The organism is Algoriphagus sp. NF (assembly GCF_028823735.1).
Taxonomy (GTDB): domain Bacteria; phylum Bacteroidota; class Bacteroidia; order Cytophagales; family Cyclobacteriaceae; genus Algoriphagus; species Algoriphagus marincola.
In genome coordinates this window covers 16,140-28,788 of record NZ_JAPEIB010000017.1, presented here as the reverse complement: position 1 = coordinate 28,788, position 12,649 = coordinate 16,140, and the positions used below count along the sequence as shown (strand labels likewise).

Annotated in this window: 8 protein-coding genes; 3 read left to right on the top strand and 5 right to left on the bottom strand. The window is 42.2% G+C overall.

Features of this window, described 5'->3' with window-relative positions:
* Positions 1-6: 6 nt before the first annotated feature.
* Positions 7-2,985, bottom strand: a complete 2,979-nt coding sequence (locus OU792_RS09905; RefSeq protein WP_026947466.1) for a SusC/RagA family TonB-linked outer membrane protein — start codon at positions 2,983-2,985, stop codon at positions 7-9.
* Between the two features lie 189 nt (positions 2,986-3,174).
* Positions 3,175-5,061, bottom strand: coding sequence for a CocE/NonD family hydrolase (locus tag OU792_RS09900; protein WP_134202764.1), 1,887 nt, complete (start codon positions 5,059-5,061; stop codon positions 3,175-3,177).
* A 230-nt stretch (positions 5,062-5,291) separates the two neighbouring features.
* On the opposite strand from OU792_RS09900, the gene fahA reads away from it, so the two are divergent.
* Positions 5,292-6,551: a fumarylacetoacetase gene (gene fahA, locus OU792_RS09895; RefSeq protein ID WP_446698889.1), complete on the top strand. Its 1,260-nt coding sequence runs from the start codon at positions 5,292-5,294 to the stop codon at positions 6,549-6,551.
* Positions 6,552-6,627: 76 nt separating this feature from the next.
* Here the strand turns inward: fahA and OU792_RS09890 are convergent, their stop codons facing one another.
* Positions 6,628-7,401, bottom strand: a complete 774-nt coding sequence (locus OU792_RS09890; protein ID WP_274670073.1) for a glycerophosphodiester phosphodiesterase — start codon at positions 7,399-7,401, stop codon at positions 6,628-6,630.
* Between the two features lie 589 nt (positions 7,402-7,990).
* On the opposite strand from OU792_RS09890, the gene OU792_RS09885 reads away from it, so the two are divergent.
* The gene (locus OU792_RS09885) at positions 7,991-9,487 is read left to right on the top strand and encodes a hypothetical protein (RefSeq protein ID WP_274670072.1); all 1,497 of its coding nucleotides are present in this window, start codon (positions 7,991-7,993) and stop codon (positions 9,485-9,487) included.
* Positions 9,488-9,553: 66 nt separating this feature from the next.
* Here the strand turns inward: OU792_RS09885 and OU792_RS09880 are convergent, their stop codons facing one another.
* On the bottom strand, positions 9,554-10,453 hold the full coding sequence (locus OU792_RS09880) for a sugar phosphate isomerase/epimerase family protein (RefSeq protein WP_274670071.1): 900 nt from the start codon (positions 10,451-10,453) through the stop codon (positions 9,554-9,556).
* 168 nt (positions 10,454-10,621) lie between these two features.
* Here OU792_RS09880 and OU792_RS09875 point away from each other — a divergent pair, with 168 nt between their 5' ends.
* On the top strand, positions 10,622-11,287 hold the full coding sequence (locus tag OU792_RS09875) for an FAD-binding oxidoreductase (RefSeq protein WP_274670070.1): 666 nt from the start codon (positions 10,622-10,624) through the stop codon (positions 11,285-11,287).
* A gap of 92 nt (positions 11,288-11,379) precedes the next feature.
* Here the strand turns inward: OU792_RS09875 and OU792_RS09870 are convergent, their stop codons facing one another.
* A complete protein-coding gene (locus tag OU792_RS09870; RefSeq protein WP_274670069.1) occupies positions 11,380-12,627 on the bottom strand; it encodes a DUF4153 domain-containing protein in 1,248 nt (415 codons plus the stop codon).
* Between the last annotated feature and the right edge of the window lie 22 nt (positions 12,628-12,649).

Below are 12,649 nucleotides of genomic sequence, written 5' to 3'. Positions count from 1 at the left end.
GCGGGTTTAAAAGTCGATAGTTAAGTGGAAGAATACGCGACGTGGTGTAGGGTAAGGCGCGATATCCACATTGTTTGCTACTGCTTGAGCTCCGAAAGTGGAAGTCTCAGGATCGTAGCCTTCGTAGTCGGTGAATAGGAAAGCATTGTTGACAGATCCACCTACTCGGATATTCTGAACTGCGCTTCCAAACCATTCCTGAATCGTAGCTCTTGGGATGGTGTAATACAAACCGATTTCACGGATTTTGACAAAAGTCGCATCTTGTACCCAGCGTCCAGCATTATTGTAAGGCTCTGGCTCACGCTGACGTCCATTTGGAATTCCATCTCCATTATCATCATCAAACCAACCATTCGTAGTACCACCACTATCGGTCAAGAATGAAGTCAAGTTGATGTTGTCACCACCTTGTCTCCAATCTGTCAAGATGGAAAGTTCAAGTCCTTTGTAGATATTGAAACTATTGAAGAAGGATAGGTTGAAGTCTGGCTGAGAGTTACCCCAAATGGTAAAACCACCCGGCACATTGGGATCAGCAGGAGTACCTACAATGGTCGTAGGAGAGTAGCCTTCAGCATACAAGAAAGTACCTAGACCAGCACCAAATGCTCCAGCTGTATAAGTTGGAATACCCAGGCGTGTCATTTCAATACGATTTTGCCAGAAAAGTACTCTGGAGAACCATTTGAAATTTGGATTCTCTACAATATTACCGGAAAGTGCGATTTCTATCCCCTTGTTTTGAAGCTCTGCCTCATTACTTGGAGTGGTATTCACACCGGTAGCCGGAGAAAGTCTCAAGCTTTGAATGTTGTTCTGAGTGTTTTTGATGTAGTAGGTTGCTTCCAAGCTAAGTCGGTTATTGAACATACCCACATCTACACCGAATTCCAGTTCTGTCGCTGTTTCAGGTCGGATTTGTGTGTTTCCGATTTGAGTAGAAACAACAGATCCAAGAAGGCCACCAATGTTGGTGCCGCCTAGTGGAGTAAATGTTGCTCCGAATCCTACCGGTCCGGCAGTTTCACCATAAGCAATTCTTGGTTTTACTTGATTGAAAACTGAAGAACTCCAGAAGTCGAAATTAGCCAAGTTTACTGCCAAGGAAGCTCTAGGGAATGCATAATACTCATTTGGATTACCGTTCAACGTAGACTTATCCCAACGGATACCCACTGTACCGATCAGTTTGTCTTCGAAGTTTGCTTCCTGCTGCAAGAAAATACCAGCTTCTTGTACTTCAGAGTTGAATTCCTGATTGATTTCTTGGATGGCAGCCTGACCCAAGTTTGTTTGGCCTGGTACCAAGCCTCTACCTCTATTGAATAGAGCACTATTGTTAAAATCTAGTCTTACTAGACCTGCTTGAGAGTTCATATTGACTCTTCCAAGGTTCCAGTTATATACCAAAGCCGCTTGGAAGTTGGTGTTGAAGCTTTCTTGCTTTCCTTTCAATACATCACCAGGGTTAGCCTGCGCTCTTTGGAACTGCAAAAATTCAGGAAGATAGATGAGTGTTCTGTTTTGTAAGAAATCCAAACCACCGGCAATGTTGGCAGTAAGAAAACTATTCTCAGTTTTCAAAAGATCAATATCCAGGGTAAATGCCTGAATAAATCGGTTTACTTCTGAGTTGTTTACCGCATTGTCTGTTACTGCCACCGGATTGTCTGAGAAGTAAGGGTTGACAGGGTAGGTACCATCGGCATTCCTTCTCAGATCAAAATAATTAGGTACATAAGCAATACTGTATCCGATAGATGCACCGGTATTGTTCTGGTTTCCAGTGAATCCTCTGTCTGTGTTAGACTGAATGTAGTTGGAAGATACTCCAAGACGAATGGCATTACTGATCTTGTGATCAATGTTTGCTCTTACGGAATAACGCTGAAAACCGGTATTTCGAACAGTACCTTCTTCGTCAGAAATGTTACCTGATACGAAGAATTTGGTCTTCTCATTACCACCCGACACATTCACTCGAGTATTTAGAAGTGTAGCTTGATTGTTGTAAAAGAAGTCTTCATAGTCGATAAAATTACCAGAAGATTGTGCAGCTCTGAATCTTTCAAGCTCAAGCGGTCTTCTTGCTTCAGGGAAGAAGAAATTGATTTTTTCCTCACTCCAGTCGTCTACACCTAGTAGTCTTAATGGCTCGGCAAAACCGATATCCTGAGAAAGGGATACGGTAGTTCTTCCTTCAGCACCTCTTTTGGTAGTAATGATGATTACACCTGCATTAGCACGGGTACCGTAGATCGCTGCTGCGGATGGACCTTTCAAAACCTCAATTGTCTCGATATCAGCTGGATTCAAATCAGCGAGACGGTTAGCTCCGTCATCCTGATTACTTCCGCCTGCTCCTGTTACAGATGCTCGACCGGTTCGTTGGGTGGCATTGGAAATATAAACACCATCCACAATAATTAGTGGCTGAGATGCACCAGAGAGACTGGAGATACCTCGAAGCTGGATCGACATACCACCACCTGGAGCACCGCCGTTTGATCGGATAGTAGCACCGGCTACTTTACCATAGAGGGCCCCGTCAGTAGTTTGGATAGTCGTTGTTCCAGTGAGGTCTTTGGCAGAAACGGTAGAAACTGCATTGGCGAGATTACTTCTTTTTACAGAAGATGCAAGACCCGTCACTACCACTTCCTCCAAATTAGTTGCATCCTGATTCAACTGAATATTCAGATTGCTCATAGAGGAGGATACATTGATCTCTTTTGTCAAGTATCCAATAGAAGAAACAACAAGGGTTGCTCCATCGGCATTTTGGATGCTTAGTGAAAAGTTACCATCAATGTCCGTGATAGTTCCAGTGGTCGTACCCTTGATCAGGATACTTGCACCGATGAGCGGCTCCGAGGTCCGCTCGTCTGTCACAGTACCCGAGACGGATATCTGTGCCCATGCCATCCCTGTGGAGAGCCACAGAAAAAGCAGGGGAAGGCTTAGTTTGTAAAATTTGTTCATAAGGTTTAAATATTTAATTATCTAATCTGAAATTACAAAAAGGGAATGGATTCCTCGATTAATTTTCAACTTATTGTTAAAAAATATTATGAAAGGAAAGTAGAAATGATATTTTGTAAATATTCTTTGGCAGAAAAGGATTTTTTAAAAGAAAAGAGGGGCCTCGCCCCTCCATATTGAAAACCGCTATTACTTTTTTATCATTGGTAGTACTATTCTACTTTGGAACTTCCCTCCATGATGAATAGAGTTGGTTGCTACTACTCCCTCTGTTTCGTCGTAATTATTTCCACCAGTATTCATATTTCTGTCAAAACGTGGGAAGTTTGAGCTGGTCACTTCGATACGGATTCGATGTCCTTTATCAAAATAATTGGACGTACTCATCGGAGTCATTTTGACCTCATAGACTTTTCCATCTTCCATCCATACTTCTTTGTCATAGCCTTCACGGTATCGAACCCGCTGAATAGTTTCGTCTAGGTTGTAGGCTTTTCCATCCGGATGTACGTCGATGACTTTGATGGTGACATCTGTATCCTTGGCATCTGAACTCAGATACAAATAAGATTCAATAAAGCCTGAAACTTCCACACCTTCCTCCAAAGGTTCTGAAGTATAAACCAAGATATCATCCCTTAGCTCCATTTCAGACTGGTCAAATGCACCGCCTTGGACTGCATTACCCGTACAGCATACATTTCCACCATAGGAGGGAACAGGGTTCATCGGATCGTATTGAAATGTATCTTGATTTTCTTTCTTTGGAGCCTTGGAAACAAGTTTCCCGTCTCCATTTCGGGTGTTGGCATTTCCTTCTGAGTCAAGGTAGAAATTGGTCATCACAGCTTCCTTGGGAGGCCATACATCTGAGGACTGCCACTCGTTCGAGCCCATGGTGTAGTAGGTTACTTTTGGAAGCTCACTGATGGTATTGCTTTCTTCTCCTTTCAGCCACTTGTCAAACCAAGCTGTAATCACCTCATCATAGTTCCAGCGGGCATCCCCTACACTCCGCTCACCTACGATGGTGTTTTCAGTTGCTCGAGTGTAAGAGCAATGCAAAACAGGGGCGATAACCAAATACTGGTTGTCTCTAGCCATTTGGCTGATAGCATTCTCTCTGGCGTGATTGTAAAGCGCGATGTTTGGTGAAGAGGACACATCATACCAAGAAACAAACCACATACTTGGTTTGTCAAAAGGCATATCGTCATGATATAGTCCACCCTGATACCAGCGTGCATCATTAGGCTTTCGTGTAATCATTTCTTCATAGATGCCTTTTGGTCCATTTACATTTTTGATAATGTCCTGAACAGGCAAATGCGCCAGGCCTTCCTTCCAATCAACTCTTGGGTATTCCGGAGCCATGTCATAGAAGCGCTGCAATCTCAATAAGTCCTCCTGAGCGATTCCTCGCTGAAGTCTTGGAGCCATTGGGTCATGTTGTGTACCATAAAGCCAAGCTGTAAACAGCATCTGTCCAGCACCTCCTCGGTACCAGTTGCCTTGCTCTACAAAGTCTCCGATTTTACCAACTCCTGCACCAAATCCTTGTGGCACCAAAGCTGCTAATGCAGGATGATCTAAAGAAGCAGCAGCCATTTGCCATTCTGCTGTGGAGGAACAGCCAAGGAGACCGATTTTTCCATTGCTCCAACTTTGCTCAGACATCCAGTCAAAAGCATCATAGCTATCTGTCAGCGGTGTGCCGAGAATATCCCATTCACCTTCAGAGAAAAAGCGCCCTCTTTCATTCTGAACGACATAGGCATATCCTTTTTTGACCCAGGAAAGGGCAGATTGCATAGTTCGGGTACGAAGTTCACCATCTCCATAGGTGTTGAAGTTATAAGGAGTCCTTGAGAATACGATCGGGACAGGCTCATCAGTTTTGGGTCTGTAGATGTCAGTAGCTAGGCGGATTCCGTCTCGCATTGGCATCATTACTTTCTGATCGACGATCGCGACCTCTTCCAATTGGTCCAAAATGGATTTTTCTTGTCCAAAAACCTGGATAGAGAAAAGAAAAATCAGGACAGTAAATAGTGTCTTGGGTATTATTCTGTTCATGGTGCTGTTAAAATTTATTTGCTTTAAATTACCCTTTACAATCTGATAATTCTAAAAAAATAATGATAAGAGGTATTTCTTAGGGTTTTTAGGAAATAAGGTTAATTAAAGAAAGTAAAAGTTAAGGATTTAGTTTCTTTAAACTCTTTTCAATGAAATGGTAATTATCTTTTGTATTCATTGAGAAGGCTTAAATTTGCCCTCACAAATTTTTGATCAGTAGCCAATAAATGATGAACGAGCTAAAAACGTGGGTGGAGATTCCCAAAAATTCCGATTTTACCATCTATAATCTGCCATTTGGCATTTTCAAGAATAAAAGGCTAAGTCCTAGGGTTGGAATTGCAATTGGTGATAAGATTGTTGACTTGAGCATTTTGGATCAGGAAGGATTCTTTTCGGATCTTTTTCTCCCAGAAGGTATCTTTTTAAGCGAAGCACTTAATGATTTGATTGCCTTGGGTAAAACTCAAACCAAAAAAATCAGAGAGCGCGTACAAGAATTGCTTCTGGCTGATAATGAAAAGCTTCGTGACCATTCCATCCGTGGAAAGGTAATGGTCAACCGAAAAGAAGCGGAGATGCTTCTTCCGGTCAAAATCGGTGATTACACGGATTTCTATAGCTCCATGGAGCATGCTACCAATGTAGGAAAGATGTTTCGTGATCCAGAAAATGCACTGTTGCCAAATTGGAAGCATCTACCCGTAGGGTATCATGGAAGAGCTTCATCTATTATTCCTTCAGGCGTAAATATTCATCGCCCAAAAGGCCAATTCAAAGATCCAGATATGGAGAGCCCTTCTTTTGGTCCGAGCAGGAGAATGGATTTTGAGCTTGAATTAGCATTCATCACGGGAAAATCTACCAAGCTTGGGGACTCAATATCTACAGAAGAAGCGGAAGACTATATTTTCGGATTTGTCTTGTTTAATGACTGGTCTGCAAGGGATATTCAGGCTTGGGAATACGTTCCATTGGGTCCATTCTTGGGGAAAAGCTTCGCCTCCTCCATTTCACCATGGGTAGTTACCATGGAAGCTTTGGATCAATTCCGAGTAGACGGCCCAACCCAAGATCCGGAGGTCTTGCCGTACTTGAAATGTGAAACGCCGCATAGCTTTGATATCAACCTGGAAGCATACATTCAGCCTGAAGGAGTGAAACAAGCAAGCAGAGTGTGCCGATCCAATTTCAAATACATGTACTGGAATATTGCACAGCAGTTGGCGCATCATACCGTCAATGGCTGCAATATCAATGTAGGAGATATGATGGCATCGGGTACAATTTCTGGACCTACAGAGGATTCTTTTGGTTCTATGCTGGAGCTCAGCTGGAAAGGAAGCAAACCGGTCAAACTGGATACTGGCGAAGAGCGAAAATTCATTGAAGATGGAGATACGGTGATCCTTAAGGGATACGCAGAAAAAGAAGGCGTGCGAGTTGGCTTTGGAGAAGTTCGATCCAAACTCCTTCCAGCCAAGTAATCGCTTCGAAAAGAAATAAATAAAATCCCGAGATGTGCTCTGAACCTTTCTCGGGATTTTTATTTCGAGTCAAAATTTATTTTCCCACCATTTTCAAAAGTGTCTCTGGCTCATCTGTGGTGATAAAGTCTATTTTTTTATCAAGCAGAAATTGCATCACCTCCGGGTCATTAACGGTCCAAGAATTGGTGGTAAGTCCCAGTTGGCGGGCTTCCTCAATCCAGTTTGGCTTCAGTTGAAGAATTCTAAAGTTGTAATCAAAGCCATAAAACCCTGCTTCCTTGAGTTCTGCAGGTGATTTGTCTCCGGTCAAGTAGGCCACCTTTGCGGTAGGGTCGGTAGCGATGGCTTTTAAACCACCTTCATAGCTAAAGGTGATATACTCTACCCAATCTTGCGCCTGAAGTTTCTGAACCGTAAGCACTGCCAATTCTCCCACTCGCTCACTTCTTTCGGTGCTGATTTCTGAGGGCTTAAATTCCAAAATCAGTTTCGTCTTCTTTTGCTTCATTCCTTCTCGAAGGTATTCTTCAAGAGTGGGTATTTTTTCTCCGTTTGGGAGTTTTTTGCTCAGTAAGGTCTCATAGGTTTCATGCTCTATGTCCAATCCCTGAAAGTCTACATCATGATTGATGACCAACACTTCATCCGCAGTCATCCATACATCAAATTCAGATCCTTCGCAACCCAGCCGAATGGCTTCTCTTAGGGAGGCGATGGAGTTTTGTGGAAGCTCATTCTTTTTCCAAGCACCCCGGTGGGCTATGACTTTATTTTGGATAAAAGAGCTCTGTGCACTGAGGCTGAGACTTAGAAAACAGAGAGCCATTGAGAATAGAAATGCTTGCATTTTAGGATTGATTTTGGATTTCGAAAGCGGAAATTATTCCCTTTCTAGGAATTATGGCAATTTTTTAAAAAAGTTCATAGAAAATCATTCAGGATCAGCCTTGGAATCAAGAATCATTATCAGGTTTTTTTGATCCTGCCATTTTGTAGAGTAGCCATCCAATACCAACCAAGAAGTGGAGGGCCAAAACTACGACTACGATGATCAAAGTGGTATTGCTTTGCATGGGTTTCTTGAATCGACGGTTTACAGTTGAAATTAACAAAAGCGCTTGGGAGTAAATCAATTTTAGAAAGAACCCCGGCGAGTTTCCTTTATAGAAGATACTTTTAGGAGTGCTTTTCTTTGTATAAAATCAATTTGACATGTCGTTTTTTATAGAAAGTAAAGTTAAAAACTTTCGAATTCTTTCCTTTTGCTTTAAAAATAATTACCTTTTAATACACTGATTTTCAAACTGATAAATAGCCTTCATGGCTAGATTGTTTACGGTTCCCACTTACCACCTTCAGGTAGAGCTTCGGGATATTGATTCGAACATGTCCACTTGGACACCTTTTCTTTCCCTTATTTTAACCCCCATATTATCATGGCAAAAATCAAAAATTTAACCATCACATCGCCCATCCTTTTTGCGCTTCCGCTAAAAAGTACTTGGGCAGTCACTCCGATTGACATCAATAGCCCGCTCTCCGGTGGTGCTTGGGATGGTGCAGGAAAGCTGAAATTCTCCCGCGGAGAAGTTTTGGCAAAGAACGATGCACAATTTCTCTACCTGGCAATTGATGTAGTTCAGGACACAGGTAATGATTCTGGTACCGGTGATTACTTCTGGCTTTCTTTTGACAGAAATAGAGACCGGGCCATCACTGCTAATTATGACATCAACTATGCCCTTTACCCAGGCCAGCCAAATAAGTTGGCTCGACAGTATTACCTCGGGCCAGCGAGGTGGACAGGTATTTTGAATGACCCTAGTAGTTCGGAAGTGGTTCAAGAATTTGGCTCAAGCGAGGCATCCTCAGCATCCCATCGTATTTGGAAGTTTAAAATTGATCTAAAAGAAATCAATATCGCCCTTTCATGGCCCTTGAGTCCGCCTTATTCCTATTTCGGTTTTCGGGTCAAATCCACTAGACCTGGTTTTACGACAGATTTCCCAGGGAATTTTTTCAAGGATTTCAAAAAGCTGAGACAGATTATTTTGTCCAGAAAACCTGGAATCCCTGACAAATTAGCCGGCCCTGTAATTGGAGGCATTGGCTTGATTCCAAAATCGAATATCAATCAATCTACAGGAAGGGCGACTACGGATGCAGGCTATTACACTTACGTTCAAAATGCTGCCTTTGGAGGGACATTGAATGTGATTGGCAATCGTACCAAACTACAGCAGCTATGGGCGCAGGGAGCAAGAAAATACCGGGTTCTCATTGACCCACCTACCGGCTCTGCTCAGAAGTTGCTTAGCAATTGGTCCAACTATCGATGGAATGGATCTTCTTATGTGCTCCAGACCTTTTCCGCTTCAGCTTTGGGCTATTATCAATTGGCAAATCCTGCGATAGATTACTCGATCGATGACTTATTGATCCAATTTCCTACCATAGCTTTGCTTCCAGGAATTCACAAAATCACCGTGATATTTTACAAAGGAAGAACGGTTGCTGCGACGGATACGGTCAATATTTACATCGATAATCATCTACCGGGAGTGAACATCGAGAGTATCAAGCACGGAAGGAGTGAGGTGTCTGCCTGTGCGATCGAAACAATTGGACCTGCACCCGATGGATTGAATTTTAGAATTACAGCACACGATCCACAAGGAAACCTTCGTGCAATTCAATTCAGAGCCACCTACGGTGAAAATCAAGCCACTGGAATTTTCAGTGAAAGTTATGATCTCTCGAAAGGTAATTGGGCAGGTCATACGAATCTATTGATACCATCTAGTGGTAATTGGCGTCCACCTCAAACATGTGCCTACAGCTTTGTGCTTACAGCCTGGGCCAGGACCACCAATGGCTATGGATACATCGGCCATAATTCTACCCATAGAAATTTGACGCTGCTATTGAAATGATTGAATATTAATGAAAAAGGCCACCTTGAAATCAAACAAGGTGGCCTTTTCTCGTAGTTTTTTCGATTAGTTAAATCCAAACTTTTTCAATCCATCATGACTGATTCTAATGGCTTCAAGTGGATCAAGATCAAAAGTATTGTCTTGCTCAACTAGGTAATATTCCATTCCCGATTGGTCCTTTTCCGCCAAAATTCGAGCGAAATCAATTGTGCCTGTACCTACAGGGGCAAATTCTCCAGCTTCACTCATGTCTTTGACATGCCAAGCTTTGAACCTACCCGGATATTTTTCGAAGTAGGCTACTGGGTCAGCACCAGCTTTCGTTACCCAAAATAAGTCCATTTGATAGTTGACGTGAGCAGGGTCTGTATTTTCTAAAATATAGTCTGTCAGGATCGTGCCATCTTCCATTGGCTTAAACTCAAAGTCATGGTTGTGATATAGAAGCTCAAGTCCAGCAGCAGAGCATTTCTCACCGATTTCAGATAGAATGCTCACCAATTCTTCTGGTGTTCCTTTCATTCCCATTCCATCAGGACCAAAAGTAAACATACCCATTGGAGGAACTGGAATCACAAAGTATTCAAATCCAGCTGCTTTAGTGGCTGCAATTTGCTCATCGGCATTTTCCAAAGTCACGCCACCCATGTGCGTACTTCTGGCATCCAAGCCGATCGATTCGAGATAGCTTTTGAACTCTGCCGGCTCCATGCCATAAAACTTGCCATCAGCATAGCCTGCAGCCTCTACGTAGGCATAGCCTGCATCTGCTACTTTCTGGAGTGTGCCTTTCGGATCGGAGCCCATTGCATCTCGAAGGGTGTAAAGGGCCAAGCCTCCGAAGTTTGTTGATTCCATACTTGTCTCTTCGTTTGATTCGGTTTGTTCATTGGATTGGGGGCTGCATCCTAGGCTTAAAGCCAAAAGACCAGCAATTCCAAGGTTTGATAGGAGTGTCTTCATAGTGATTTTTAATTTGACCCTAAGTTAATTCATATACATGAAAATGATCCCTTTTTTGGATAAATGGAAGGAAGGAAATGAGTAGAGTATATCCCTGATTGTTAGATTCGATGGAACAATTTGTACTCAAATCTTTTTCTATAATAGAACTAACCTTAAAAAATTTTTATGCCAGATAAAGTCAAAATAGTAGATATTCAGAAGCTTACGCATGATGTGAAGCAGTTTAAAGTAGAAAAGCCAAACGGCTATTCTTTTGAGCCGGGTCAGGCTTGCGAGGTAGCAATCAATAAGGAAGGCTGGACAGAAGAAAAAAGACCATTCACTTTTACCTGTCTTCCTGGGGACGATCATCTAGAATTCGTCATCAAATCCTACCACGATCACGATGGAGTGACCAAAGAGATTGACAGTCTCAAAGTGGGCGATGAACTTTTGGTCGATGAATCATGGGGAGCAATTCAGTACCAAGGGAAAGGTATTTTCATTGCCGGTGGAGCCGGGGTCACGCCTTTTATAGCGATTTTCAAAAGTTTGAAAGCTCAGGGAAAAGTAGACGGAAATAGTTTGCTTTTCGCAAATAAAACTTCCAAGGATGTGATTCTGGAAGATTGGTTTGAAAATACCCTTGGGGAAAATTTCATTTCCATCTTGGATCAAGAAGAAAAAGAAGGTCATGCCCATGGTCGAATTGACAAAGAATTTTTACAGAAACATGTTTCTGATTTCAAGCAGGAATTCTATGTCTGTGGACCCGAACCTATGATCAAAGCAGTCAGCAAAGCGCTGGAAGAGCTGGGAGCCAATCCGGAGGCGATTGTATTTGAGAAGTGATTTTTGATCAAAATTAAAATTGAGCGAATTCAGTAATTCTCCAAATTATAATGAGGGCTCGAATTCGCCCAATTTTTTTTTGGGTAGACTTTTTAAATGTTACCAAATACAACTGGGAATAGGAAAGTTACAAATCCAGTCCAAACCAAATAGGCAGGTAAGAAATTGGAGATGGTTTGCCCGACCTGATTAATGCTTTTCCTGGATCTAACAGTCAAAAAGAGGTCTTTTCCTACCCAAATCAAATGTACCATCATAAGTATATTAATTCCCAAAATCGCCGTGCGGTTAGGGGTGAATCCCCATTCGTTGATCCTGAATATGATGGCTGACAAGGCAACAGCATTTACAAGCAAAGTAGCTAAGGCTAAAAGCAGCAAAAGCCAGTTTTGGGAAGCTTGATTTTTTCCTTGGCTATTCTCTGCAATCGAGAAAAAAATCAATGCCATCACGCCAATCAAAAGCAAATTAAAGAGCAATAGAAACTCCCGGTCATTGTAAGGGTCCTTGCCCGCATATACGATTGCTCCTAAGTAAACCAAGAGCATCACTAAAACAAGCGGACTGAAAATTCGAGCGATTATCGGTGGGACTTTATTGACCAATTGCGGATTGGTTTGGGTCAGGTGGGTGGCAATTAATGGGATAGAAGCCAATCCAAAGACGGCAATGTATTCCATATAGAACTCCTCAATTCTCAAACCAATCAGGCTAAAGAGTCCAATCGTAATTGCCGAAAGGATTCCTCCCGAAAGGACCAATAATCCACCCATGATAATGGCATCACCATTGAATCGAAGGAAGCCCAATCGGCTTTCCGAACTTTTCCAATTTTCCCCTCCAAAAGAATAGCCCATTAGTCCCCAAAGTAAAATGGGTAAGTGAATACAAGCCAGAACCAGCGTGTCACTACTTTCATTATCAGGTAGAAGGTTGATATAAAGCAGCGAAGCAAGAAAGGATAGGGTAAGAATGATGGTGCTTTTCTGTGAAAGCTTATTTTTCCAAGCAAAATAGACTGAAACAAAAGGGAAAACCATCAGTCCAAGATTTTTGGGATAAAAGAAATCCTCATTGATGGGGAAAATAGCTGGGAGCTTAGCATAAATTCCAGCTGCTAAAGATGCTACAATTAAAAATATCCATTCTGATTTTTCTCCCCATTGAATGCTATCCGATGGAGTTTGGAGCCGTGCTTTCCAAAAATCCGAAACCGGAGATTGGTTTTGAATACTTGGATAGATGTCCAAGAATGCTTTTTTGAATTCAGATTTATTCTTTCTATAAAGTTTTTCCAACTCTTCTGCCTGGTCGAGATGGGATAGGATTTTTTTTTTCATATTAGGTGCTGCTTTAGATTAA